Genomic DNA, 25021 nt, shown 5'->3' on the forward strand with positions numbered 1-25021 from the left:
CGCAACCGCCGAGATCTCGCCCGGGCGGTAAATCACCCGTACCACCCGGCAATGCGGTCGACGATGTGTGCCAGGCTGCACAGCCATGGACGTCGATCTGGAAGCGCCGACGAGCGCTGACAGCCCCCACGCCACGGCGTTGATCTGGATTAACCGCGTGGTCGAATCAGACGACTCGCAGTCGTGGTACGAGTTGAACATGACGCTACGGCGCTGGTTCGTCCAGCGCTGGATTTCCTCCAACCTGGACGTTCTGAACGAGCCGGTGGCGAATTCATCGGCGCGGGACAAGCTGGTCGACTTGCTCGTCGGCCCTTTTGGAGACGACCACGCTCTGTTCCCCCACATGTGGAGCGTGACGCGTGGTTTCGTCTTCGAGTCGCTTGGTGCCCTCCTCGGGGAACAACTCTTGGCCGGGTCTCGGCCGCGCACCGTCGCGCCAGGCATTGAGGCCGTACCCATCTTCGGAGCCACCGGCCTCCAGGACGATGGCGGCCTCCGCCTGTTCGGTCCCGGCGCGGACGGCGGCTCGCTCGTCCTGTTGCTCAGCCACGAGCAAGAGATGTGGTTCATTGCTTCTGTCGGATCGTGGCTGCCAGTCCTCGGGTGGCCACCACAGGTGCAGGAGCTGCCGGCACCAGCGATCGACTAGTCGCCAGATGTATCCCGGCGACGGCGGGTGAAGGACGAGAACTGGGCGCACTGGGGTCAGGGCGCGAGATGGTCGCGGATCAGCCTCTCCGCGTACTGGCCGATGGGGGCGGCGATCTCGGGGTGTTCGCCGCCTTCGACGAGGCGCAGGTACTTGGTCGCGACGATGAGCTGGGCGATGGCGCCGGAGTAGGTGTTGAGCACGTCGGCGAACTGAGCCCGGACTTTGGCTTCGATCTCGGGTTGCAGGACTGCGGAACAGGCGAGGTGCGCGGCGTCATAGCCGACGGGGGCCCAGCCCCAGTTCTCCCAGTCCAGGATGTGCAGGTCAGGGGCGGTCAGGTTGCCGAAGTGGAGATCGCCGTGGACGACTTCCCACTGGACGCGGTCCCGGTCGATCTCGACGCCGAACCACTCCAGGAGCTGGGCCTGGAAGCGGCGGGGGTTGATGGCCATCCGCTTGGTTACCTCGATACGCCGCAGCGGGTTCAGTCCAGCGTGCAGGCTCGCCCACCAGGTGTCGGTCAGCTCGGGCTGGTGCTCCAGGACGAGCCCGGTGCCGATCGTGGGCTGCGAGATGTAGGTGAGCAGGTCCGCGCGGACGTTCAGGTCCCGGTCGGTCCACTCGACGGACCGCAGCACGCGAGGCATGGGGACGTCGTCGAACGGGTCACCGGTCGCGGTGGCGATGCCGTTCCACATGTCGTCCTTGGCCCAGCTGGTACTCAGGACCGCTACCCGCAGCCACGCCGGACCCGAGACCCGGACACCGGCCGTGCCGTTGTGGTGCCCTGTCACGACGGCCCCTTCGACGGTCACGCCGAACCTTGCGGCAGCCTCAGCCAGGTATCGCGCGGCAGGGTCGCTGCTGGTCTGCATCCTGGCCCCGTTCGCCGGTTCTGATGCTTGGGATGGTGATCACGTGTCGCGATCCTGGGGTCGTGGTCGGTACGGCACGATGTTGGCATGACACGCACCCGTACCGCTGGCGGACCGTACGTGCGTGAAGCCCGCGCGGACCGCCTCCCGTCGGAGGGCTGGCCGTTCACCATCCCCGCGGTCCGAGCGCTGGCCGACGGTGATGTGCTCGACCTGGACCACCCGGTCACGTTGCTGTGCGGGGACAACGGAAGCGGCAAGTCCACCCTCGTCGAGGCCATCGCCGCCGCTGCCGGTTTGAACGTCGAGGGCGGGTCGCGGAACTTCCAGTTCAGCACCCGCACGACGGAGGTGCCCCTTGCTGAGCACCTCCGTCTGGTGCGGCATCCGGGCCGCCGGCCTCGGGACGGGTTCTTCCTGCGGGCAGAGTCGTACTTCAATGTCGCGTCCGAAATCGAACGCCTCGACCAAGAGCCCGACACTCCACCACTTCTGCCCACCTACGGCGGCGTCTCGCCCCACGAGCGGTCTCATGGTGAGTCGTTCCTGGACCTGGTGACGCACCGGTTCGGAACCGACGGGCTCTATGTGCTGGACGAGCCCGAGGCGGCACTGTCGGTGACTGGTTGCATGGCGCTGCTGGCCCAGGTGATGGAGCTGTCCGAAGGCGGGTCGCAGTTCATCATCGCCACGCACTCACCGATCCTGCTGGCCATCCCCGGCGCAGTCATCCATCAACTGGACGAGCATGGCTTCGAGCGCCTGGAGTACGACGACACACTCCCGGTGGTCACGATGCGCGCGTTCCTGGCTGACCCCGCCCGGTTCGTGCACCGCCTCCGGGCCGACTGAGCTGGCGGTGCCAACCGGTCACTGGAAGTAGGGCCAGCACCGACCGTCCGGCGCGCAGGGCGAACAACTCGGGCCGCACTTGGGTGAGCACGTCGGGTTGCAGCTTGCGGGTGCGCACGACGGCGCGCACGTCGGCTCACACCGGTGCGGGCCACACGTCGGGTTGCAGTCAGGGTTGCACTTCTCGCCCCACCCCTGCGGCTCGGCACGGGCGTTGAACTCAGCCCGCAGCTCTGCCGTAGCGGCAGCGTGCGCCTGTCCGTCGAGGATGTCGGTCAGGAGTGCGTCCTGGACGTTCCCGACCGGCATCCACCTGGTGAAGACACACGGCCACACCGCGCCGTCGGGGCCGACCGCGACGACGCCGTCACCGCACCCGCCGCACAGTTCGGCGACCGTGGCGTCCCGGTCGCGGATTCCGCGACCGACCTGCCGAAGATGATCCACACCGACCTCCGCCACACCTAGCGCCTCCAGCTCTGCGGTCGCCGCGGCGACGTTCTGGTCGTCGAGCATGCCGATGATCCCGGCCCGCAGCGGGACGCCATGGGCGAGGGCCTTGGTGATGTTCGCCTTCGTGCGGGCGTGCGTGTTCCGCTTCGTGATCAGCAGGTGCTGCTTCGGGTCGGTCGAGTACCAGGAGCACGCCAGCCGCACACCGGGGCGGGTGAACGCGTCCCACGTGCGTGTCGAGACGTGGACGAGGTTGGAGAAGACCTCGACCTCCAGGCCACGCTCCAGGGCGTACTCGACCAGGACAGCCAGGTCGGGGTGCAGGGTGGGTTCACCGCCGATGAACTGCACCATGCGCACTCCGAGGTCGGCGCACTGGTCGATCACTCCGAGCCAGTCGGTGCGCTGCATGGCGCCGTGGGTTCCGGTGGGCCCGGACTCCGCGTAGCAGTGGATGCACTCCAGCTGGCACTTGCCGGTGATCTCCAACCAGACGAAGTCCAGGCCAGCCGCGCGGGTGACGGTGGTTGGTTCGGTCGTTGCGGTCATCTGTTCCTCCAGGTGATGTCGGTGGTGCCTGGGGGTGCAGGCCGAGACCAGGGCGATGGTCCCGGCCTGCGTTGGGGTACCCGCCCCGGGGAGGCGGGCCTACGGCGGACAGTCCGCGCGAGACGGGACAGGGGTGCGCCCAGCCGCAAGATCAAGTGGTCTCGGTCAGAGGGCGCTCAACGGGAGTTCGAACCCGGCCGGCCCGTCGCCGGTGACGCTGCGCCACTGCGCCCGACGTCGTCCCTCGTCCCCGCGCGGATAGGGCAGCCCGGCCTCCAACGCGGCGGTCTCGATGGCGCGCATGGTGGTCCCGACTCCGGACGGGATCGGCGCATGCCGAACCCAACGACCGCCCTGCAAGGCCCAGGCCTCACATCGGGCCAGATCCGGGCCGCTGCCGTGCCACACCCGCAGCGCCACGGGACCGCGCGCGGTGCGCTCTGCGGTCGCGATCTGCGCTGCAAGCGGCGACAACGCACCGTCGATCGCAGGGACCAGCGAGGCCAACACGGAGAGGGCACCGGCCTCCTCGATGGAGCCGGTCGTCTGATCCGCAGTGCTCCGCACGATCTCTGGCGCCTGCCCCATCGCGACGGAGCGAGCGGCCCAGGCCAGCATGTCGAGATCGTTGATGCCGTCCCCGACCGCGACCGTGCGATCCGCCGGGATACCCAGGTGGGCCCGGACGACGTCGAGCGCGACGGCTTTGTTGACACCCGGTGCCGTGATGTCGAGCCAGTCACGCCGCTGTGGGGCGACGGTGACTCCTGTCGCGCGCAGGTCACTCATGCAACGGCGGATCTCAGGCGCGTGGAGCGCGAGCCGGCTTGCGGGCCATGCCTTCAGCTCGGCCATCTGGACCGTCTTCTGTTGGCCGTTCAGCTCGTCGGGTTCGAATGCGCTGCTGGTGCGCCACCCCCATCCCACTTCCTCAACCGCGACACGCACGCCCGGTGCGACGTCCAGGGCTCGGCCGATGACGGGTGCGGGGTCGAAGGTGCGTGCCTCGACGACGTCGTAGCCCGACGGCGCGCTCCGATCCAGGTGGACTGTCAGGGCGCCGTTGGAGCACACAGCCCAGCCTCGCGTGAGCCCAGCCTGGTGGCGATCGGCAGCAGCCCGGCCAGCGATCGGCCTGTGGCGAGCACGACCTCATGGCCTGCCGCTCGGACCAGGTCCAGGGCCTCGACCGTGCCGGCCGGAACCCGTCGATCGCCGTCGATGAGCGTGCCGTCGATGTCGAGGGCAACGAGAACACGAGCCGAGGTGACGGTCGCGGCGCTCATCGGGCGACTACCTGCCGCAGCGCTGACCGGACCTGGACCTCCAGGCCGTCGCGCTCACCGGTCCACAGCGTGTGACCGGGCACGAACATGCGGTGGTCCAGAGGGGACTCGCATCCCAGAGTCCGCGCGAGCTGCTCACCTCGGTTGAGTTCTGCCGGCTGCAGACAGATCCGGCCGCGAGTCAGCGTCACGATCTCGACGCGATCTGGCCCGACCAACCGAAGGCTGTCGGCCGCGATGCCCATCGCCAACATGAGCGGATCCAAAGCGCTTGACGCCTCGTCCTGACGGTGAAGTTGAAGGCCCATCGTTGCTCCCCCTACGCACCCGCGGTCAGCAGTGCCGGTCATCGGCCCGAGGGATCACGGGCCGCCCAGGATCTACTGTCGGCGTGCTGGAAGACCCGGAAGTGACACACTCGCGTGTCACCCGGTGCTCATCTCTCGGCTGGGTCGGTCCCGAGGTCTAGGCTCGCGAACGTCACGCTCCCGAAGCAGGGATCAAACGATGAACGACCACGAGGCGATCGGCCGGCGCATCGCGCACTTCCGCAAGGCACGCGGAATGACGCAGGTTGCCCTGGCGCAACAGGCATCGATCAGCCTGTCTCTGCTGCGCAAGGTGGAACAGGAGTCGCGAGAAGCGACCCCTGTCCTAATCGCTGCTGTGGCGAAACCTCTTGCGGTGGACGTGACGACGTTGACCGGGCAGCCCTACGACCTCAGCGGGCCGCACCGCGACGCGATCCACGAACTGATCCCGTCGGTCCGGCGCGTACTCAACTACTGGGACGTGCCCCCTGACCTGGAGACACCGCCCCGCTCTGCAGCGGAGATCCTTGCGGACGCCCGTGCCGTGGCCCATCTGCGCCAAGCAGACCGCAACGTGCAGGCGCTCGCGCAGGTGCCGGCTCTGCTCATGGAGATGACCGCTGCGATCCACGCGACGGCAACAGCCTCGGAGAAAGAGCGGTTGTTCGACGCAGTCGCCACGGTGCTGCACCCGACCATGTCGATCCTGCACGCCACCGGATACGACGACCTGGCCACGATCGTGGCCGACCGCATCGCCTGGACGTCAGCCCAGTGGGGCAGCCCTCTGGCAGTCGGTCTCGCCGCCCATACCCGCACGTCGTCGATGCTTCGCCAGGGGACCTACGACGTCGGACTGCGGCTGATCGACAGCGCCAGAACCGTGCTCGACGCGGAGCCCACACGAGACGTCCCAACGCTGCGGATGATCGGGTCCCTACATCTGCGGTCCGCGGACCTGTCCGCACGCGCCGGCAGTGCCGCGGGCGCGAGCGCTCATATCTCCGAGGCTCGGGGTATCGCCGAACATCTTCGGGTCGAGACGGATCACCTCTGGCGCAATCTCGCGTTCGGTCCCACAAACACCGGGTTCCACGACGTGGCAACGGCCATCGAGCTCGGTGACGGACCTCGGGCTCTGACGCTCGCTCGTGATCTACGGATACCCGACGGGTTCCCGCCCACTCGGACCGGGCATCACTTCATGGACATTGCCCGGGCCTATCTCTGGCAGGGCCGCCATGACCAGGCGCTGGCGAGCCTCCAGCGAGCCCGGGAGCTCGCCCCACAGCAGACTCGCCATCACCCCACGACCCGCGAGGTCCTGCGCATGCTCGTACGCGCGCACCGGCACGCGAACAAGCCGCTGGCGCGTTTCAACGCCTGGATCGGTGCGGGCGGCTGACGCCCGTGAGGCAGGAGGAGCGGCCGCTAAGTGTTCGCAGGCGCGAGCGTGTCCAGGATCTCCTCCCAAGGAAAGTCATCCGCAGCGCCCACGCCCGACTCGTGCGGCTCGCTCGGGCCGATCACGACGTTCACGCCCCACTCCTTGAGCGTTGCCAGGCTGCCCTGGTAGGTCGGGTGGTCCGCGAACTTCACGTTGATATACGGCCCGGCGGTGATCGGGATGTCACGGCCGATCTGTTCCGCTAGCCGGGTCAGCACGTAGGTGTCGGCGATGCCCAGCGCCCACTTGGTAAGCGTGTTGTAGGTCGCCGGGGCGACGATCACGGCGTCCGGGTCGGGCAGGGAGTACCCGACAGTGGTGTGGAAGTCCGTCCGCACCGGACGTCCCAGGGCTTCCTCGATCTGCAGCATTGTCTCCGGGAAGCTGCTCATCGCTTGAACGGTCGCAAGAACGTAGACGTCCCAGCCCCGCTCTGCGGCCAAGGGCAGCAACCGCGACGGAACTTGTCGGGTCGCGCCAGCACCGGTCACAACGACGTACAGCACACCCAAGCTCATGGTCCCGAGGCTACTGCTTCGCTTCTCGCGGTCGGTGCGACTGCCGCTCCCCGGCTACCCGCGGTAGGTTGCAACGCACGATCTCCCAAGTACAACTCTCAAGTTGCACAACAAACGAGGCTGGGTGGCTGAGCGCCCCAGGCGGCCGACTTCGCGGAAATCGACTGCTCCGGAAGCTCACCAATCCTCCGTCGGGATCGAAGTTGGCCTATCGCATGCAGACGAACTACGACGACCAGTCCCCTTCGAGACCGCAACGTGCCTCCAGGCCCGCGATCCGCTGCGGCAGATCGTCGGCAGGCTCTCCTCAGGAGAGGCCGATCGCGGCGACGAACTCGCCCTTGCCCTGCTGGCTGACGACGAATCCTTCCGCCTTGAGGATCTTGATCGCGTCTCGGACGACTGCGCTCGAAACCCCGTACTCGACTTGCAGCTGGGCCGATGACGGGAACTGGTCGCCCTCAGACAACTCGTCAACGATGCGGCGACGTAGTGCTCTGGCGAGCCGCTGGCCGGCGGGCTCGCCAGTGGTCTTTGCGGGCATGTGGGCATCCCCTTCCTTCATTCCGTGTGCATGTGGTGCGTCCGGCCCGCCCGGGTGCGGCGGCGGCCGCCGGGGGCCGCGCTATGCGACTGGCGCTAGTCCCTCGTGGATGGCTCCAATAGGTCCAGGATCCCCGCGTGGTCCATCGTCCACGAGTTCCCAGCGAGGTCGCGGAAGAACCACAGCGGGTTTACTCCGTCGTCGCTCCCGAAGTAGATCCTGCCCAGATTGAATCTCCGAGTCTCGCCCGGTCGAAGTATCCGCTGCATCACACCAATCGAACTTGGTCCCTGATGCGAAGGGTCCAGGTAGTCGCCCGGGCCAACATCAAAGACCGGATGACTGCTGTAGTTGGCAATGTTGAGGAACGATTCGGGAACCTCCGGCCCTTCTTCCGCGCATGACTCCCAAGCAAGCGGCTCATCGTCGTCGACCCAAACAGCGACCTGCCGGGCCTGTCGCTCGCGCTCCCGCCGAACTTCCGCCTGTTCTGCAGTTCGCTGCTTCTCCTGAGCCGTGTCACGCTCAGCCTCAGCGATCTTGCGGTCAGTTCGCTCGCGAGACGCGAGCACTACCGCGATTACCGCAGCCGCCGCACCGCCAAGGGCACCGATGATCTCAAAGGCGTCGTGCACCCATGCCCAATTTCCAGTCACCCCCAGAGGGTTCCACCGACCGCCGGGCGGCGCACTCAAGTGGCGGGTGAACCTATTCGTTCCAGCCCACGGGTAGCGCGGCAGCCATCCCGTGCCACCTACCCGACCAGCACGCTCGGTTGCGCACGTAGCGGAGAGCCCCGCTACTGGCAGCGGGGGCGCTACCGAACTCCGCTACCCCCGGGAGTCGCTACATTGCAGCGATTCTCTCCAGGGGTAGCGGAGTAGCGGCCTTCGAGCGAGGCCCTTGTTTTGGCCCGAAACCCGGGTTCTGGCGGTCGGCTGATGGACGCAGACTGCGCGCTACCGCTACCTGTTAGGCCAGCGTCACCGCGAGGTAGTCCTGCACCGCTGGCGCGAAGCCGTAGGGCACGTAGTCGACGAACTTGTCCGGTGTCGCCCACACGATGTCTGCGAGCTCGTCGGCGTCGGCGACGTATGCCTCGCCGCTGATGACGTCGCACGCAACGTAGCCCATCAGGCGGGCGGTGTTCGGTTGCACGCGCTCCCCTAGCACCTTGACGACCTGCACGGTGAGCCCAGCCTCCTCGGCGGTCTCACGGACCGCCGCCTGCTCGAACGTCTCCCCCGGCTCGACTGCGCCGGCGGGGAACTGCCACGAGAGCGAGCCCTCGGGGACGCGCCGCTGGACCAGGAGCAGCTTCCTGTCCTGGACGATGATCGCCGCCGCGACGGCAGGAAGTGCTCCCGTCACCGGTCCCTCTCTGGCATGAAGAACCGGCCTGACCATTTGTCGGCACGCGCGGCGTCAGGGGCGTGCGAGATAGACGTCGTCCTCAGGTCCGTACTCGCCACCGGCGTGCACCTCGACACCCGATCCGAGCGTCGCATGTACGTCTGGCACGACGTCGGGCGCCATGATGAGCTCATCTGCGAGCGGCCCGGTGAGCTCGGGTGGATGTCCTGCGGCGCCGAGGGCCTGAGCGATGGCCGCCGCTGCGACGGTGGCACCACCGGCGCTGCGGTAGAGCACCTCCTGGTGCTGCCGTTCGAGCCCCGGTGCGGCCTGGTCGGGTTGTGCGCCTCCCGCATCGGGCCCGGCCGCACCGATCTCGTGCCCGGCGAGGAAGACCTGACGCAGGCCGCCCGGGTCGACCAGCACTTCCAGGCCGGCCAACAACACGCTGCCGAGCGGCCCGAAGTTGAGGGTGATGCTCAGCGGGCTGCCGTAGGACATGCTCCGCACGGCGATCGCGTAGTCCGCCATGTACTGGACGGCATCCGCCGCTGGCACGATGATCGGCAGGCTGGCCGCCTCGGCGATCCGTTGCGGATAGGCGACGTCGAACCCAGAACCGCCCAGAGGCCGTCGGGTGAACGCTCCGCGGCGATGTGTCGCCGCCCTGTCGACCAGGCCGGTCATCATCGAAGAAGGTCCCAGGACGATCCCGCCGCGTGCAGCGGGCCGGCCCTCGAAGGTCAGTGCGACTTCCGAGGAGAGCGCCAGATGACCGGCAATGATCGCAGCCGCAGATCGAACCCACGCCTTGGGCAGGTAGGTCACTGTGGAACCTGACAAGCCACGCACGGCGCCAGGCATCGTGAGTATGACATCAGCCGACATACTCGGATGCTAAAACCGAGGGCTGTGATCGGCACCCGACCCTCGCGGATGAACTTGCCCTCCTGACCAGCTCTTCGGCCACCGCGACCCCGATCAAGAAAGATGGACGTACAGGCTCGGCATCCGGGGTCAGCAGTCCTATGCTCAGGGGACCAAAACCCGAGGTGGGGCTCATGCACCGGCTGTCAGCGCACGATCTGCTCGCGCTCGCCTATGACGTCGCATTCCCCGCAGCGCCCGACCGGACGAGCCTCCTGAAGGTGCAGAACAGTTCGGGGACCCGCGGCGCGGTCCTGGAGATCTGTCCCTACAGCTTGCGGATGGTCGATCGGGTCGATCCGGATGCCTCCTACGAGTGGCAGCTCAGTGGCCCGGACGGTCTCCAGTCCGCGACACGATGCGGAACCGAGGAGCAAGCACACCGAATCGCCAGAGACTGGATCGCCGAGACCGTGACACGGGGCACGAAACCCTCGCCAGCGCAGCTGGACGAGATGCGGGCCAGGAAGCAGAGCGGACTCGCAGCAAGCTAACCGGACCCGTCGGTCGCCCCACGACGGCGATCCGCGGCTCAGCCGGCGAGCTGTGCCTGGATCAACTGGTTGTCGATCAAGGACCAGACGTGCGCGATGCGTCCGTGATCGAACCGATAGAAGCCATGCTCGGCGAACTCGACGCGGCGACCGGTAGGCGCCAACCCGAACATCGGTTCTGCGGGTGCGCAGTCGCACCAGAGCCGGACAGCAACGGCGTCCTCACTGTTGACGAGCAGTTGCACCTCGAAGTGCAGGTCTGGCACAGCCTTGGCGTCCGCCGCGAGCAGGTCCGCGAACTCCTGACGAATCACCGTCGTGTCGTTGTAGGTGATCTCGTCATGGACGAACTCGGCCAGATCACCGAACCGTCGCTCGTTCACCGCGTCGAGATACGCCAGGTACGTTGCTCTGAGGCTCGGGTACGGCACGGAACTCCATCCCATTGCGTCCGGCCCCCTTCGCGAAGGCTACGCCGACACTTGTACTTTCGATCCCGACATGCCGCACGGCGGCGTTGCCGGTTGTGCTTGGTCGGCAGGTACCCGATCGAGAGAACGCAGTGGCCACGACGTAGATGCGCTGGTCAGCTCTGGGCCAGCGGAGCACGCCACTCCAGACGGGTGCCACTCGCTCCAGCCGACTGAACGCTGAACGCACCACCGAGATCTGCTGCCCGCCGGGCGAGATTACGCAGCCCGCTGAGAGGAACGCCGGTCGGGATGCCGACCCCGTCGTCGGCCACGGTCAGGACGACGCCGTCCGACACCACCAGGTGTACCGAAACCGCATGCGCGTGCGCATGCCTGGCGACGTTCGACAGCCCCTCTCGCAGTACAGCGATGATGTGCTCCGCGACGTCTTGTGGAACAGCTGCGTCAACAGGCCCGTCGAACCGCAACCGAGGCGGGTAGCCCAACCGGGTGGTGGCCGCATCGATCTCCGAGTAGACCCGTGATCGCAGTCCCACTCGCCGCGAGCTCGCATCTTCAGGTTCCAGGCGGTGCACTGTCGTGCGGATCAGCGCGATCGTCTCGTCGATCTCGTCGACCGCGCGGCCGATCCGCTGCGCGTGACCCTCGTCGAGGTCACGGCCGGCAGCCAGCAGCGACAAGCCGGTCGCGTACAGGCGCTGGATGGCGAGGTCGTGCAGGTCGCGCGCGATGCGTCCCCGGTCACGCTGCACGGCGAACCGCTCGACGTCGGCGCGATGTTCCGCCAGCTCGAGCGCAACGGCCGCCTGAGCCGCGAAGCCCTGTAACGCCTCGACGACGAGTGGCGCGAACGGAACCGCGCCGCCGTACCTCCCGACGGCCAGCACCCCACGCGTACTGCTTGGCTCACCCAGTGGAAACGCCAGGAGCGAGCCGATCTCACGGCCCAGATCGAAGGAGAGCTGTGCGCGTTCGTCCACCGTGGCGTCAGGACTGGAATGCAGGACATCAGGCTCGAACGCGTTGCCCGAGAGAGTGCTACCTGGCGGGAGCATGACGCCGACCAGTCGATTGGCCTCGGCCCCCGACGCAGATCGCACGACCAGGCGCTTCGACTCAGGCTCCGGCAGGGCGATGACCGCCAGGTCCGCGTCGGCGACCTGCAGGGCGCGATCCGCGATCAGAGCGTGCAGTTGCCCCTGTGAGTGACCGGCAAGGACCCGGCGGGAGATCTCGTCGTTCGCCCGTGCCGACTGTTCCCGCAGGCGCGACTCCTCATAAAGATGAGCATTCTCGATGGCGACGCTCGCACCAGCGGCCAGCGCTTCCAGCAGCCGCTCGTCCTCATCGGTGAAGTCGCCACCGCCCTTCTTCTGCGTGAGATAGAGATTGCCGAACGCCGTGCCGTGCACACGTAGCGGCACCCCGAGGAAGGACCGCATCGGTGGATGTCTGGCCGGGAACCCCACGGATGCCGGGTGCGCCGAGAGGTCATGCAACCGCAACGGCACCTGGCGCCGGATCAGTTCGCCCAAGATCCCGCGCCCTGTCGGGTAGGAGCCGATGGCTCGCACCTGCGCGGCTGAGAGCCCGACCGTCAGCAATCGGTCGATGCGCCCGTCGTCGCCCAGAATGCCCAGTGCTACATACCGCGCACCGACCAATTGAGCCGCGATCGCACTGATCTGGTTCAAGACGGCTTCAAGATCTAGACCGCGCCCGAGATTCGCCATGGCGTCGAGCAGGAGTTTGGCTCGCTCGCGGGCATGCTCCGCCACAGCGTCCTCCTGTGTGAATGCCCCCTACCTCTTCCACAGTAGTCACAACGGGGCCTGCAGGCGCGCTTCTTTCAAACACCTCGTGGAAGCCTGCTGCCAAGCCCTAGGGCGTGCCGATGCGGGACGCATCAGCCTGGTCGTCGACGCTGACTGCAGGATTCGACGAGTCGGTGAACCAGCTCATCAGCCAGGTGGCGAGGTCTCGCACCGGGATGGACCGGGTTGGCTCTACAGCCCGAGCCAGCAATGAGCCGCCCCCGTTTTTTGAGGGCGACCCATCACTCCGATCTTCGGTGTGTAGGCGCCCACTCGCACATTTACCCACTTGAAGAATTTCGTACAGACGGAACCGCTCACGGCTTGCGCATGAGGTGTACGGCCTTCGTCGTGGCGGTCCGCGGGGCCGCTGTCCGCTGCACGCCGACCCGCTGCACGCAGCCGCGCGCGTAGTCGCCACCCGCGCGACTCCGAAAATCGAGTGACGCACGTCACGATTGAACTTGACCTGAGGTCAAGGTGGACGGTTTCTCGCATCGGCAGGGCGCCGAAGGGAATCGAGCGCTTCGAAGGAGCGAACCACCATGACCACCACCGTTTCCAACCAGACCGCCGACCGTCTCCAGCGGGCGATCGAGGCGATCGTCGACCCCGGCATCATCGGGCTGTCGGTCCGCGTCAACGACGAGCAGGGCGAGTGGGTCGGCACCGCCGGCGCGGCAGAGGTCGGCGGGGACGTGAAGCCGCCTGCCGACGGTCACATCCGGATCGGCAGCAACACCAAGACCTTCACCGCGACCCTGATGCTTCAGCTCGTGGCCGAGGACAGGATCGGCCTGGACGACACGGTCGCGGACCACCTGCCCGAGTTCGGGATCGACCAGCGGATCACGGTGCGGATGCTGCTCCAGCAGACCAGCGGCCTGTTCAACTTCACCGGCGAGGTCTACGAGGACGGCTCGATGGTGTTCGGCATCCCCATCCCTTACGGCCCCAACGGCAAGGAGTGGCTGGACAACCGGTTCAAGACCTACCGGCCACAGGAGCTGGTCGAGCTCGCGTTGTCCAAGCCTGCGCGGTTCGAGCCCGGAGCGGGCTGGAGCTATTCCAACACCAACTACGTCCTGGCTCGCCTGCTCATCGAGAAGGTCACCGGCCGTACCGTTACCGAGGAGATGCAGCGGCTGATCCTGACCCCGCTCGGCATGTCGCACACCGTGGTCCCGGAGGACGCGGAGATCGCCGAGCCGCACGCCCACGCCTACTACCGGTACGACGAGGACGGCGGGCCGCGCACGGTCGACATCACCCGCCAGAACCCCTCCTGGGTCTCCGCGGGCGGTGACATGATCTCGACCACCGAGGACCTTCACACGTTCATCGCCGCGCTCACCGGCGGCAAGCTCCTCCCGGACGAGCTGCGCGAGGAGATGTTCACCCCGCGTGCGACGGGCATCCCGAACATGGACTACGGGCTGGGGGTGTTCGTGCTGACCACGGACGACGGTGCCACCGTGATCTCTCACAACGGCGCCGCGGTGGGCCACGCGGCGCTCATGTACGCCACCCCCGACGGGTCCAAGACCTTGACCGCCGCGCTGAACTGCGTGGACGACGCGAACCTCACCGTTGCCGCGGCGTTCCAGGGCGCCCAGCAGCGCCTCCTCAACGAGGTATTCGGCAGCGGGCCCGCGTAGACCAGGAGAACCGTCGCCGCGCCGAGCTCGCCGAGCCCGGCACGGCCGGTCCCCGCACCCCGCAGCGGCACACGCGATCAGCGCCCCCGGACACTCGGCAGGATGAGCAGATGCACAACGGAGTCACGATCGGCCAGGCGGCCGCGTTCGTCGGCATCACGATCAAGACGGTGCGGCACTACCACAAGCTCGGCCTGGTCACCGAACCCCGACGCGACGGCTCTGGATACCGGCGGTACGGATCGGACGACCTGCTCAGGCTGGTGCAAGTCCGGACCCTGGCCGCCGCCGGGGTACCGCTGGCCGAGATCGGACCCCTGCTCGACGCTGACGCCGCGCTGTTCGCCTCCGCGCTCGTCCAGGTCGAACGACAGCTCGACGAACACATCGCGGAGCTGACCGCGCGGCGCGCCATGCTGCACCGCCTCGCCGACGGCGACCGGGCGCTGCTGCCCGACCGTGCCGTGGCCCTGCTGGAGCGGATGCTCGGCCTCGGATACTCAGAGGACGAGGTCGCGGCCACCAGGGAGGGCTGGGTGCTGGCGCGAGCCCTGGTCCCCGAAGGCTTCGACGACTACCTCGCCCAGTTCGAGCACGCCCTGCAAGACACCAGGCTCATCGCCCTGACCAGGCGCATCGCCGAAGCCGCGACCTGGGAGGCGGACGACCCCCGCATCGACCGTCTCGCCGCCGATGCGGCCGACCACTACCTGGCCGACCCCGTGCTGCTCAAGACCGTCACCAGCATGCAGGCACGGACCGACACCGCGCCCCGGTACGCGATGATCGCCCGCCACGGTGACAAGCCGACACCGGCCATGGCACGACTGTCCGCGCTCTTCGAGTCCAGACTCCGCGCCGCCGGCGTTCGCATCCCGAGGTCCGACCCCCGTTGACCACGAAGCGAACCGGCCCCTTCCACGTCGATGCTTGCAATGCAGAGGAGACGTCGCCACCTCATGCGTGGCACGATGCGTGGCATTTTCATGGGCCGCCCTTCGTCGTGGCGGTCCGGCGAGAAACAAGAAAGCCGCTGACCTGGTGTCATACCAGTTCAGCGGCCCTCTGTCGGTGGAGCTAGGGGGATTCGAACCCCCGACCTTCTCATTGCGAAGACGGCCCGGGGCCCCGTACGGCGAATTTGCCGCGTCATTCCGCGTGCATGCGGTGCGTCCAGCCCGCCCCCGTGCGGCGGCGGGGGCCGCCGGGGGGCCGCACGCAGCTCGCTCATCCCGTAGGTGACGAAGTGCAAGTGCGGCACGGGATCCCTCATGCGACCTGTGCTCTCCCAGTCGAACAGGCCCGCTCACAGGCCGTTCTCGTCCCCCCACTTCTTCAATGCAGAGAGACGTCCTCGCCCGATAGTACGTGCCCGTTCGCGCAAAAGGTCCACAGCACTCGGCATTGCTGCAGATAGGAGAACGGCGTTGGCGTCTCTCATCTGCTCACTCAGTTCTTCATCGATAAGATTCACACCGACTCTAAATCCTATCCGAGACGCGTTGTTCGTCGCCTCCTCAGCAATCCCTGGAAGCCCGGAAGGAAACATCGATCGAGCAAAGTTCAAGCACGAGTGCATCAGCGCGCCAGCGCTGAACGCATAAGAATATGCGCCGCCGCGCTCGTGCCCATCCACCAGATCCGATGTGCCCTCGATCCGCTCCACAAGACGATCCCACTCGCCCTCTTTCGCGACTCCCGACCAGAGTTTATCTAGTATCTGGCCGTATAGATCAGCATCCGCCATTCGGTCATCAAGCGATGCCGCCCAAAATAGAACGCCAGCAGACCGCTCAGCGCAAGCCGCTGCGAATTGCAGCTTCTGCGACGTCGCGCCCTGCCTGATCAGGCGGTCAACAAACGGATTTGCGGCCAATGAGATGTCCTTACTCCTGTTACGAGCAGAGGCCCGGTGGGGCGGGAAGATCGACGCCACTGTGGTTGACCTTGACGACGAACCCGGGCAACAGAAGGTCGATCGGGTCGGCGGCCAGGAGAGGACAGCTGGGCTGTCTACGGCAAGCAAGCAGGACCGTAGCCGACTCCGCTCAGCGCGACGAGCGGGGTAGCGCAGGTAGCGGAGCCCCCCGCTACCGGTAGCGGGGGCGCTACCGCACCCGCCACCCCGGGAGCCGCTAGATTTCAACGATTCTCGCCGAAGGTAGCGGAGTAGCGGCCTTCGAGCTAGACCCCTGATTTGGCCCGAAACCCGGGTTCTGGCACTCGACGGATAGTCCGCGACTCCGCTACCGCTACCGCGTCAGGCCAGCGTCGTCGTGAGGTAGTCCTGCACCGCTGGCGCGAAGCCGTAGGGCACGTAGTCGGTGAACGTGTCCGGTGTCGCCCACACGATGTCTGCGAGTTCTTCGGCGTCCGCGACGTACGCCGCGCCGCTGATGACGTCGCACGCGACATAGCCCATCAGGCGACCCGTGTTCGGGTGCACCCGCTCCCCCAGCACCTTCACAGCCTCGACGGTGAGCCCGGCCTCTTCGGCAGTCTCACGGACCGCCGCCTGCTCGAACGTCTCCCCCGGCTCGACTGCGCCGGCGGGGAACTGCCACGAGAGCGAGCCCTCGGAAACGCGCCGCTGGACCAGGAGCAGCTTCCCGTCCTGGACGATGATTGCCGCTGCGATGGCGGGCTTCTCTTCGGTCACTGCCTCAGACATGCGTGCCTCCCAGCACTTCGAGAATGGGCGGGTAGATAGTGCTCTCCGGGATGAACCTTCCCAGGTCCGCCACGGCGACCCATGCGACACTGGCGTTCTCCACGACGTCGCGATTCTCCGCCTCACCGGCGAGGTAGTCACAGTGGAAATACTCGATGTACACGCCCGTGTGCGGGTGCACACGGGCTCCGATCTGCTCGCTGACGGAGCAGTGGACGGCGGTCTCGACGTAGGTCTCACGGACGGCGGCATCGGCAGGTGAGCCGCCGGGCTTCACGATGCCAGCCGGGAACTGCCAGCGGAGCGCGCCGTCGTCGCGGCGCTGAACCAGGAGGACGGAATCGTCCCGCTGGACCACGGACAGGGCGACCATCAGCCGCTGAGGCCCGCTGTCGTCCCGTTCTGGTTCAGCAGCTCGCATCGCATGCGCGAACCGCTGACGGGCGCCGTCGTCGGCTCGCTGCACGGCTGCGTCGAGCATTCGCTGGACGTCGGGACGCGGTCGAGTACCCGGGTTCTGGTGCCAGCCCGCCACTGTGCGTGGTGCGAGCCCTAGATGCTCCGCGAACTCTTCGTTGGACATGCGTAGCGCGGCCTGGAGCCTCCCTGCTCGCTCGCCGTTCCACGCGTCGATCACAGTCACTGCAATCACCCCCTGCATCGGTTGCACGTGCACTGCATCGGGACTGCACCGGGGCGTCATCGATCGCCCGCCCGAACAGCGATTCGCTGGTCACATGCGAAACGACCTACTCCGCCCGAGCCTCTTCCAGGGCCTTGACCCGCGCTTCGAGCGCGGCGACGCGCTCGACCAGGCTCTCAGCGTCGCCCGTCGCGCTCCGCTGGTCAGCAGAGGCAACGAAGACTCCCTTGCCCTGCTGCCCGACGACGTAGCCCTCCGCCTTAAGCGCGCTGATGGCGTCACGGACGACCGTGCTGGAGACGCCGTGCTCCGCCTGGAGCGACGACGAGGAGGGCAGTTGAGCGCCCTCGGGAAGGTCACCGCTGACGATGCGGCGTCGAAGTTCTCCGGCCAGCCGTCGACCGGCGGGTTCGCTCGTGAGGTTCGTGTTCATCAGGGCACCGCCTCCTTCGTGCACTAAGTACAGCACACCCCACCTGCGAGTTCACGGAAGTTCACTCGTGACGCTTGACGCACTAGGTGCACTAAGTGCATTGTGGAACCACTCGCCAATGACACAGGGTCATCGGCCAGGACAACGAACATCGGAGGTCATCATGTCTGTGACGACGACGGAGAAGACAGCGCTCGGGGCGATGGAGCCGCGGAGCCTGGTGGACGTCATGATCGACACCGCGGCGCTGGTGGGCCGCATCGGCCGTGACCGCGTCGTGGAGGCGCACGTCCACGTTCACGACGTGATCATCACGCTCGCAAGCGGTGTGGACGCATGGGCCGTGGCCGACGAGCTGGGCCTGTCGGGTCGGGACCTGACCGAGGACAGCGCCATGGGCGAACTGAGCCGGACGGCCTGGGGCTACGACGCCGCGCCCGGCGTCTCTTACGTCGCGCTGATGGGCGAGGAGATGCCCGGCGACGTCGAGACGTACGCCAAGCAGACCGGTCGCCGCGACGCTGGCGCTGGGCTCCGTGCGGTCGGACCGAACGCGTGACGCGGCCCGGCTTCTACTCGGGCCGCTCTCGCCGTCCGGCTCCTGTCCGTCCGCCAGCACGCGCGGACCGGTCCGCCTGGCGCGGACGACCGGACCGGTCCGGACCGCCGGACACGCGCCCCGGACATCCGGACCAGCGGACCGGTCCGGACATGAACGTCATCCGGCCGGACAGCACGAATGCCGCCCGGCCGGAAACGCGGACAGGACACCCGGCCAGGGGTGACCAGTCCAGTCAGACCGCACACGAATCCAACCGCCAGGAAGGGTCACGATGAACAGCCCAAACCCAGTGAACACCACGGGTGACAGCCACGTCACGCCGGACATGTCCGCCCGGACAGACGGCGACGCGGCACCCGCCGCGCCCGCCCCGGACACCTCCGGTCCGAAGGAACGCAAGTCCGCCGCCGCCGTCCTGGTCGAACTCGCCCAGGACCGGTACGGGTTCGGCTGCACCACGGACGGCGAGCCTTTCGCCGTACCGAAGACCGGCGGCAACATCGTGCGCATGCTGCGCGGCGGACGTTCATCGCTCCGCGCGGAACTCGCCCAGAACTACCAGCGCCAGACCGGCCTCATCGCCGGACAGCAAGCCCTGGCTGACGCGCTGCTCGTGATCGAGGGCACCGCCCGCCAGTCGGAACCGAGAGCGGTGCACCTGCGGGTCGCGGAGCACGCCGGCGCAACCTGGATCGACCTCGGCGACGCCGCCGAGAGCGTCGTACGGGTCGACTCGCGCGGCTGGACCATGGCGGGCGAGGTGCCCGTCCTGTTCCGCCGCACCGCCCTGACCGACGCGTTCCCCGCCCCAGAGCCGGGCGGGACGCTCGATGACCTGTGGGCGCTCCTCAACGTCACCCCGGCTGACCGACCGCTCGTGCTCGGCTGGCTCGTGGCCGCTCTGGGATGGGAACAGATCCCGCACCCGATGCTGGCACTGCTGGGTGAGCAGGGCACCGGGAAGTCATCAGCGACCAAGAACCTGGTGCAGCTCGTTGACCCGTCCGGCGTCCCGCTGCGCAAGCCACCCCGAGACGCCACAGGCTGGATCACCGCTGCGGCCGGATCGTGGGTCGTCGGGCTGGACAACATGTCCGTCATCCCCGGCTGGCTGTCCGACTCGCTGTGCAGAGCCGTGACCGGTGACGGCGATGTCGTGCGCCGCCTCTACACCGATGACGACCTGGCCGTGGTCTCCTTCCGCCGTGCCATCGTCATGAACGGCATCGACGTCGGCGCCATGGCTCCCGACCTCGCGGACCGATCCATCGTGGTCAACCTGGACCGGATCACCGAGGACCGCCGCCGCCCCGAGTCGCAGTTGGTCCAGGCGTGGGAGACGGCATGGCCGCGCGTCTTCGGTGCGCTGCTCTCCCAGGTCCAGGCGTGCAAGGCCCAGGTGCCCGGCGTGCGGCTCGACTCACTGCCGCGCATGGCCGACTTCGCCGTCGTGCTCGCGGCGCTGGACCAGGTGAACGGGACGGCCGGGCTGGCTGCGTACCGGGACCAGGCGAGCACGCTCGCGCTCGACGCCGTGACCTCTGACCCGTTCCTGGCCGCGCTGTCCGTCCACGTGACCGAGGCGTGGCAGGGCACGGCCGGTGCGCTGCTCGACCTGGTCCAGCCGGAGGGCAACCCGCCGCGCACCTGGCCCAAGAGCGCCCGAGGCGTGACCGGGATCTTGAAGCGCACCGCGCCCGCTCTGCGCTCCGCCGGATGGGGCGTGGAGGACCTCGGAGCCGCGAACAAGAACGGCGTCACCGTCTGGCGGCTCACCCCGCCCGGAGATGTCTCGGAATCATCCCCGCTTATCCCCGCTTCCCCGTCGTCGCAGGTCACAGCCCTGCCCACGACGGGAAGCGGCGGGGAAGGGCGGGTTAGCGACCCGAGCAGGCGGGGTAACGGCGGGGAACGATACCCCGCCCTGAGAGTCGTTAACCCGCCTATCCCCGCCACCCCCGACGCTCTGACCAGCAGAAACGGGGAAGCGGGGAAGGCGGGGAACGAATCCGGGACATCTCAGGTCGGGACCTGCCCCGACTGCGGAGAGTCCCTGACTGGACCCGGATACACCGCCCGCTGCCGACCGAACCACCACACCGACGACGCCCAGGAGAGCACCCATGTCTCGTGAGACCACCGTCGCCATCGCGACGACACCCATCCCCGCTGACGCGTTCCTGACGACCGAGGAAGTAGCTGCGTGGCTCAAGGTCGCTCCCTCGACGGTGTGCCGCTGGCGGCTCGCTGGCAAGGGTCCGCGCGTCGTGTGGCTCTCGCCCTCGCTCCCCCGCTACCGCCGGGACGACGTCATGGTCTGGCTCGACAAGGTGGCCGCCTGATGAGCATCGTCAAGGAGAACGGCCGGTTCCGCGCCCGCCTGAAGTCCGGCCGTCAGAACATCGCCTCCAAGACGTTCGACACCAAGCGTGAGGCCAAGGCGTGGCTCGACCGGGAACGGGCCGCCCTCGCGGGCGGCCTGGACCCCCGGGCGGGCAAGGAGCCGGTGAAGTCGGCCCTGGACCGCTGGCTGTCGATCCGCAGGACGACGGTCGCGAAGAAGACCTACACGGCGGACCTGGACCTGCGCCGGCTAACCCCCACGAGCATGCTGAACGTGCACCTGTCGGCGGTCTCAGAGCGCGAGGTCGCGCGCTCCTTCGAGAAGTTGCTCGCCGCCGGTCTGGCCGAGTCGTCGGTAGTGCGGTACCGCGCCAGCCTGTCGGTGTTCTTCTCCTGGTGCGTCCGTGAGAAGTTGCTTGCGCGGAACCCCGTCGCCGGGGTCAAGGTCCCCAAGGGCTCCGACGAGGTGGACGAGATGCACCCGTTCACGGAGAACGAGCTCGAAGCCGCGTACCTGGTCTGGAAGATGAAGGACGAGCGGCTCGCGGACATCCTGCTCGTGCTGGGCTGGACCGGGCTCCGCTGGGGCGAGGCCCGCGCGATGCAGGTCGCGTCCGTGATGGAGGTCCCGACGCCCGCGCTCATGGTCCGCCGTAGCCAGCCCGAGGGCTCCCCGATCAAGGCAACCAAGGGCCGGAGCATGCGCCGCGTGCCCCTGGGCAACCGAGTGCTGCCGATCGTCCGCGAACTGGCACGCGACAAGGCACCGCACGATCTGCTGTTCACGACGTCAGGCGGGGCGCAACTGTGGCGGTCGTCGTCGCTGCGGCTGCTCGACTGGACGAGGCTCGACGATGCCAGGAACAACGTCGGGACAGGTCGGGGCCGTCGCCTCCACGACCTGCGGCACACGGCCGCGTGCCTCTGGCTGGCACGGCGCATCGACCCCGGAACAGTGCAGGCCTGGTGCGGCCACGAGTCCATCGCGACCACGAACCGATACCTGCACTACCTCGGTACTGGAGCCGACAAGGCGGGCCTGGATCGCCTCAACGAAGGGGTCTCTGACGACTCGGGGGCCGCCGGGGGGCCGCAATCCGAGGAGGACGCCTCCTAGGCAACGAAGAAACCCCGCTTGACCGGAGCGTTTGCCCTGGTCAAGCGGGGTTTCCGTCTGTGGAGCTAGGGGGATTCGAACCCCCGACCTTCTCATTGCGAACGAGACGCGCTACCAACTGCGCCATAGCCCCTCGGACTGCAGAAGACTAGCACTTCACCGCCGGTGCTCCGCAACTTGATGCGGTGTCGCGCGGGTCACGAGCACGTGACTCGCGCGACACCCGACCAGCCACGACGCCGCGCGGCGGGGTGCGGCAGGTCACCCCGCCGCGCGGCGTCGGGCCAGGATCTCCTCGAGCGGCTGGCCCAGCGTCTCCGACTTCATGCGGGGCGGCTCGCCCCGCAGCAGCTCGTCCTCGGCGACGGCGTCGGCCCCCGACCCGGCAGCCCCGGACGTGGCGGCACCAGCGGCGCCGGCCGCCGTCGTCGGACCGGAAGCCGAGGAAGCCGAACCAGAACCCCCAGCGCGCCCAGAACCGCCCGCAGACGCCCCCTTGGCCGACGAAGCCGACGAAGGCCCCAGAGCAGCCGGCAGCGCCGCAGGCGTCCGCTGGGGCGCCTTCGGCTTGGTCACGTACGTGGGCAGCGGCACCGGGACCGGGTCCCAGGCCCGCCCGCTCTGCGGCTCGGCGACCTTCGTCGGCGCGCCACCAGCAACACCAGCAGCACCCGCACCACCAGCAGGCGACTCCTCGACAACCTCCGCCGAGACCTCGATGACCTGCGGCTTCTCCGGCCCGTCGAGGATCTCGTCGAGCACGTTCTTGCCGCCGACCCGCGGGATCGCCTGCGTCTGCGTGTCCGAGCCGCGCGTCGCCAGGCCCACGACCTGCGCGCGGTTGCGCGGCGCGTACGGGCCGCCGTTGGCGAGGGCACGGGCCTGCGTCGCGCGCTGGCGCGCCGCCCGGACCGTGGCCTGCCATCGGGCGTCCGCCCGGCGGGCCGCACGGGCCGCGCGACGGCCCAGGAACAGCACGAACAGCAGCATCGCCGACGTCGCGACGGCGGCGCCCCAGTGCAGCTGACCGAAGCCGACGAGCGCCCACGCGACGACACTGGACACCAGCAGGAAGATCGAGACGATGAAACGACGGCGCGCACGGGCGGCCCGGCGCGCACGGCGCTCGACCCGGCGGATGCGCTCCGCGGTCAGCGGGCGGCCGCGCACCATGATCTGGAGGGGCAGGCCCTGTCGCGGGGTCGGGTGGGCGACGCGCGGCACGCCCTGGCCGCTACCTCGCCGGTTGCCGTCGTTGACCATCGCCCCTCCTCTCCTGGCCGAGCCGCTCATGGCGACGATGCGCAGTCCACCTGAGAACCGGTCCGGCACCCGTGCGTCGGCGAGCTCCGCCCGTCGACGCACCATGCTCGGCATCCAGTAGCCCAGCCACAGGACGAACAGCGCTACGGCTGTGAGTCCCGCGGTCGATTCCACGACACGACGTTAGGCGAGCATCGCCACACCCGGCCGCAGCACGCACGGCGTGTCCCACCGTTACAGGGCCTCGCGCAGGCGCTGCCAGCGCGCGAGCAGCCCCTCGGGAACCTCCTCGCGGGTGACCGCGAAGGTGCGGTGGTCGCGCCACTGGCCCTGGATGTGCAGGAACCGCTCGCGCACGCCCTCGTCCCGCAGGCCCAGCTTCTCGACGACGCGGAGGCTCGGCTTGTTCTCGGGCCGGATGTTGATCTCGATGCGGTGCAGCCCCAGGAAGAAGGCGTAGTCCGTGGCCATCGCGACGCCGGTCGGGATCACGCCGCGCCCGGCGACGCTCTGGCTGACCCAGTAGCCGATGCTCGCGGAGCACATGGAGCCCCAGGTGATCGAGGCGACCGTCAGCTGGCCCACGAGCGCGCCGTCGAGCTCCACCCCGAAGGGGAGCGACGTGCCGGCACGGGCCTGCGCCGAGAGGGACCGCACGTACTCGCCGAACGTCGAGGCGATGTAGCGGTTCGCACCGGGCGACGTCGCCTCCCAGCGCTCCAGCCAGGCCGCGTTCTCCGCCCGGAGCCGCGACCAGTCGGTAGCGTCCCGGCGCCGGAGCGGACGCAGCACGACCGTCCCCGTCGGTGTGTCCTCACGCAGCGTCACCGGCCATGGCTTGGCCACCGTCCACCCCTTCACAAACTTTCCCGTGGTGCCTTCCGGCACGTCCGACTTACTCGACGGCAACATCGTTCGCCCCCTGCCACGTCCCATGACGTATCCCTCGCTGGAGGAGGGTCTACCACGCTCGGTGGCCTGGGACCCGTCGAGCAGCCGCTCGGTCATGTTCTCGCCTTCTTGTTGCGCTGTTCGTAACAATCCAGTCTCGGAGTCTTGGCACAATAGCGGTCATGAGCGGCATCTCTGTTCCGACGCCACAGCCGTACCCCGTCCACCCCGGCATGGAGACAGGTGACGCCAAGGAGGAGCTCCGTCGCGCGATCCGCGCCCAGCGTGGCCTGCGGTCCGCCCGACGGCGGGCAGAGGCGGCCTCGGCCCTCGCCGACGTCATCGAGTCCATTCCCGAGGTGCGCGACGCCGGGTGCGTCGCGGCGTACGCGGCCCGCAGCGCGGAGCCCGACATGCTGCCGCTCCTGGACCGGCTGGCGGACCGCGGCGTCCGCGCGCTGCTCCCGGTGCTCGGCGCCGGCCTCGCGCGCGACTGGGCGGACTACACCGGCCCCGACGACCTGCTGGAGCGCGCTCCGGGCCGGCCGCCCGAGCCGGGCGGCCCCGCGCTGGGCACCGACGCCGTCAAGCTGGCCGACGTCGTCCTCGCGCCCGCCCTCGCCGTCGACTCCCGTGGGGTGCGGCTCGGGCAGGGCGGCGGCTGGTACGACCGCGCCCTGACCCACCTGCGGCCGGGCGCCAAGGTCGTCGCCGTCGTCTTCCCCGAAGAGGTGTACGACGCCGCGGACCACCCGCTGCCGCGCGAGGACCACGACATCCCGGTCCACGCCGTCGCGACCCCGGCCGACTGGCGCTGGCTGGGCTGACGCCGGGCTGGTCGAGCAGGTCCGCCGGCCGAGCCAAACCGCCGGTCGAGCCAAACCGCTGGTCGAGCTTGTCGAGACCTGGTGAGGTCTCGACAAGCTCG

Annotated in this window: 29 protein-coding genes and 1 tRNA gene; 11 read left to right on the forward strand and 19 right to left on the reverse strand. The window is 68.3% G+C overall.

The genetic code is table 11. The features are described 5' to 3' along the window. Window positions 1–85: 85 nt before the first annotated feature. Complete coding sequence (locus FHX71_RS21095) at window positions 86–652, forward strand: hypothetical protein (RefSeq protein ID WP_182619402.1); 567 nt, start codon at window positions 86–88, stop codon at window positions 650–652. Between the two features lie 56 nt (window positions 653–708). Here FHX71_RS21095 and FHX71_RS29465 read toward each other — a convergent pair whose 3' ends face one another. Further along, on the reverse strand, window positions 709–1470 hold the full coding sequence (locus FHX71_RS29465) for a phosphotransferase family protein (protein ID WP_182619403.1): 762 nt from the start codon (window positions 1468–1470) through the stop codon (window positions 709–711). Window positions 1471–1617: 147 nt separating this feature from the next. Here FHX71_RS29465 and FHX71_RS21105 point away from each other — a divergent pair, with 147 nt between their 5' ends. Beyond that, a complete protein-coding gene (locus FHX71_RS21105) occupies window positions 1618–2382 on the forward strand; it encodes an AAA family ATPase (RefSeq protein WP_182619404.1) in 765 nt (254 codons plus the stop codon). Window positions 2383–2400: 18 nt separating this feature from the next. On the opposite strand, the gene FHX71_RS21110 is transcribed toward FHX71_RS21105, so the two are convergent. From FHX71_RS21110 to FHX71_RS21125, 4 genes are all read right to left on the reverse strand, one after another. Then, entirely contained in the window at window positions 2401–3384 is a 984-nt protein-coding gene (locus FHX71_RS21110; RefSeq protein WP_182619405.1) for a radical SAM protein, read from the reverse strand. 165 nt (window positions 3385–3549) lie between these two features. Next, complete coding sequence (locus tag FHX71_RS21115) at window positions 3550–4458, reverse strand: HAD family hydrolase (protein WP_182619406.1); 909 nt, start codon at window positions 4456–4458, stop codon at window positions 3550–3552. After that, window positions 4437–4670 (reverse strand): HAD family hydrolase, encoded by a 234-nt coding sequence (locus tag FHX71_RS21120; protein WP_182619407.1) that lies wholly within the window; start codon window positions 4668–4670, stop codon window positions 4437–4439. Before FHX71_RS21120 ends, FHX71_RS21115 begins: the two co-directional genes overlap by 22 nt. Beyond that, window positions 4667–4978: a hypothetical protein gene (locus FHX71_RS21125; protein ID WP_182619408.1), complete on the reverse strand. Its 312-nt coding sequence runs from the start codon at window positions 4976–4978 to the stop codon at window positions 4667–4669. Before FHX71_RS21125 ends, FHX71_RS21120 begins: the two co-directional genes overlap by 4 nt. Before the next feature lie 199 nt (window positions 4979–5177). Between FHX71_RS21125 and FHX71_RS21130 the strand changes: the two genes are divergently transcribed. Continuing rightward, window positions 5178–6386 carry a tetratricopeptide repeat protein gene (locus FHX71_RS21130; protein WP_182619409.1) on the forward strand — a complete coding sequence of 403 codons (1209 nt, stop codon included), beginning with the start codon at window positions 5178–5180 and terminating at the stop codon, window positions 6384–6386. 26 nt (window positions 6387–6412) lie between these two features. Here the strand turns inward: FHX71_RS21130 and FHX71_RS21135 are convergent, their stop codons facing one another. The 5 genes from FHX71_RS21135 to FHX71_RS21155 form a co-directional block, all read right to left on the reverse strand. Then, complete coding sequence (locus FHX71_RS21135) at window positions 6413–6946, reverse strand: flavoprotein (RefSeq protein WP_182619410.1); 534 nt, start codon at window positions 6944–6946, stop codon at window positions 6413–6415. Window positions 6947–7253: 307 nt separating this feature from the next. Then, a complete protein-coding gene (locus tag FHX71_RS21140) occupies window positions 7254–7490 on the reverse strand; it encodes a winged helix-turn-helix domain-containing protein (protein ID WP_182619411.1) in 237 nt (78 codons plus the stop codon). A gap of 95 nt (window positions 7491–7585) precedes the next feature. Continuing rightward, window positions 7586–8125: a hypothetical protein gene (locus tag FHX71_RS21145; protein WP_182619412.1), complete on the reverse strand. Its 540-nt coding sequence runs from the start codon at window positions 8123–8125 to the stop codon at window positions 7586–7588. Between the two features lie 337 nt (window positions 8126–8462). Then, window positions 8463–8861 carry an NUDIX hydrolase gene (locus FHX71_RS21150; RefSeq protein ID WP_312877161.1) on the reverse strand — a complete coding sequence of 133 codons (399 nt, stop codon included), beginning with the start codon at window positions 8859–8861 and terminating at the stop codon, window positions 8463–8465. Between the two features lie 54 nt (window positions 8862–8915). Beyond that, on the reverse strand, window positions 8916–9671 hold the full coding sequence (locus FHX71_RS21155; RefSeq protein WP_182619414.1) for a hypothetical protein: 756 nt from the start codon (window positions 9669–9671) through the stop codon (window positions 8916–8918). Window positions 9672–9904: 233 nt separating this feature from the next. Here FHX71_RS21155 and FHX71_RS21160 point away from each other — a divergent pair, with 233 nt between their 5' ends. Then, window positions 9905–10264 carry a hypothetical protein gene (locus FHX71_RS21160; RefSeq protein ID WP_182619415.1) on the forward strand — a complete coding sequence of 120 codons (360 nt, stop codon included), beginning with the start codon at window positions 9905–9907 and terminating at the stop codon, window positions 10262–10264. A 38-nt stretch (window positions 10265–10302) separates the two neighbouring features. Here FHX71_RS21160 and FHX71_RS21165 read toward each other — a convergent pair whose 3' ends face one another. Next, on the reverse strand, window positions 10303–10695 hold the full coding sequence (locus FHX71_RS21165) for an ester cyclase (RefSeq protein WP_220490225.1): 393 nt from the start codon (window positions 10693–10695) through the stop codon (window positions 10303–10305). Between the two features lie 155 nt (window positions 10696–10850). Further along, on the reverse strand, window positions 10851–12476 hold the full coding sequence (locus tag FHX71_RS21170) for a sensor histidine kinase (protein WP_312877162.1): 1626 nt from the start codon (window positions 12474–12476) through the stop codon (window positions 10851–10853). 581 nt (window positions 12477–13057) lie between these two features. Here FHX71_RS21170 and FHX71_RS21175 point away from each other — a divergent pair. Together FHX71_RS21175 and FHX71_RS21180 are read left to right on the forward strand one after the other, a co-directional pair. Next, a complete protein-coding gene (locus tag FHX71_RS21175) occupies window positions 13058–14170 on the forward strand; it encodes a serine hydrolase domain-containing protein (protein WP_182619417.1) in 1113 nt (370 codons plus the stop codon). A 110-nt stretch (window positions 14171–14280) separates the two neighbouring features. After that, window positions 14281–15066, forward strand: a complete 786-nt coding sequence (locus FHX71_RS21180; protein ID WP_182619418.1) for a MerR family transcriptional regulator — start codon at window positions 14281–14283, stop codon at window positions 15064–15066. Between the two features lie 410 nt (window positions 15067–15476). On the opposite strand, the gene FHX71_RS21185 is transcribed toward FHX71_RS21180, so the two are convergent. From FHX71_RS21185 to FHX71_RS21200, 4 genes are all read right to left on the reverse strand, one after another. Beyond that, entirely contained in the window at window positions 15477–16106 is a 630-nt protein-coding gene (locus FHX71_RS21185) for a hypothetical protein (RefSeq protein ID WP_182619419.1), read from the reverse strand. Window positions 16107–16430: 324 nt separating this feature from the next. After that, entirely contained in the window at window positions 16431–16841 is a 411-nt protein-coding gene (locus tag FHX71_RS21190) for an NUDIX hydrolase (RefSeq protein WP_182619420.1), read from the reverse strand. Further along, window positions 16834–17484 (reverse strand): NUDIX hydrolase, encoded by a 651-nt coding sequence (locus tag FHX71_RS21195; protein ID WP_182619421.1) that lies wholly within the window; start codon window positions 17482–17484, stop codon window positions 16834–16836. Before FHX71_RS21195 ends, FHX71_RS21190 begins: the two co-directional genes overlap by 8 nt. A 106-nt stretch (window positions 17485–17590) precedes the next feature. Continuing rightward, on the reverse strand, window positions 17591–17917 hold the full coding sequence (locus FHX71_RS21200; RefSeq protein ID WP_182619422.1) for a winged helix-turn-helix domain-containing protein: 327 nt from the start codon (window positions 17915–17917) through the stop codon (window positions 17591–17593). 163 nt (window positions 17918–18080) lie between these two features. On the opposite strand from FHX71_RS21200, the gene FHX71_RS21205 reads away from it, so the two are divergent. From FHX71_RS21205 to FHX71_RS21220, 4 genes are all read left to right on the forward strand, one after another. After that, complete coding sequence (locus FHX71_RS21205; protein ID WP_182619423.1) at window positions 18081–18476, forward strand: hypothetical protein; 396 nt, start codon at window positions 18081–18083, stop codon at window positions 18474–18476. A 274-nt stretch (window positions 18477–18750) separates the two neighbouring features. Next, a complete protein-coding gene (locus FHX71_RS21210; protein WP_182619424.1) occupies window positions 18751–20613 on the forward strand; it encodes an AICE element replication initiation protein in 1863 nt (620 codons plus the stop codon). Further along, entirely contained in the window at window positions 20603–20821 is a 219-nt protein-coding gene (locus FHX71_RS21215; protein ID WP_182619425.1) for a helix-turn-helix transcriptional regulator, read from the forward strand. Before FHX71_RS21210 ends, FHX71_RS21215 begins: the two co-directional genes overlap by 11 nt. After that, on the forward strand, window positions 20821–21939 hold the full coding sequence (locus FHX71_RS21220; protein ID WP_182619426.1) for a tyrosine-type recombinase/integrase: 1119 nt from the start codon (window positions 20821–20823) through the stop codon (window positions 21937–21939). Before FHX71_RS21215 ends, FHX71_RS21220 begins: the two co-directional genes overlap by 1 nt. Window positions 21940–21999: 60 nt before the next feature. Here the strand turns inward: FHX71_RS21220 and FHX71_RS21225 are convergent. From FHX71_RS21225 to FHX71_RS21235, 3 genes are all read right to left on the reverse strand, one after another. Further along, window positions 22000–22072 (reverse strand) — tRNA-Ala (locus FHX71_RS21225). Between the two features lie 128 nt (window positions 22073–22200). Then, window positions 22201–23376 carry a hypothetical protein gene (locus tag FHX71_RS21230; protein ID WP_182619427.1) on the reverse strand — a complete coding sequence of 392 codons (1176 nt, stop codon included), beginning with the start codon at window positions 23374–23376 and terminating at the stop codon, window positions 22201–22203. A 60-nt stretch (window positions 23377–23436) separates the two neighbouring features. Beyond that, on the reverse strand, window positions 23437–24048 hold the full coding sequence (locus tag FHX71_RS21235) for a GNAT family N-acetyltransferase (RefSeq protein WP_182619428.1): 612 nt from the start codon (window positions 24046–24048) through the stop codon (window positions 23437–23439). A gap of 227 nt (window positions 24049–24275) precedes the next feature. Here FHX71_RS21235 and FHX71_RS21240 point away from each other — a divergent pair, with 227 nt between their 5' ends. Next, window positions 24276–24920, forward strand: coding sequence for a 5-formyltetrahydrofolate cyclo-ligase (locus FHX71_RS21240; protein ID WP_246403359.1), 645 nt, complete (start codon window positions 24276–24278; stop codon window positions 24918–24920). Window positions 24921–25021: the final 101 nt, after the last annotated feature.

This window comes from Promicromonospora sukumoe (assembly GCF_014137995.1).
GTDB lineage: Bacteria > Actinomycetota > Actinomycetes > Actinomycetales > Cellulomonadaceae > Promicromonospora > Promicromonospora sukumoe.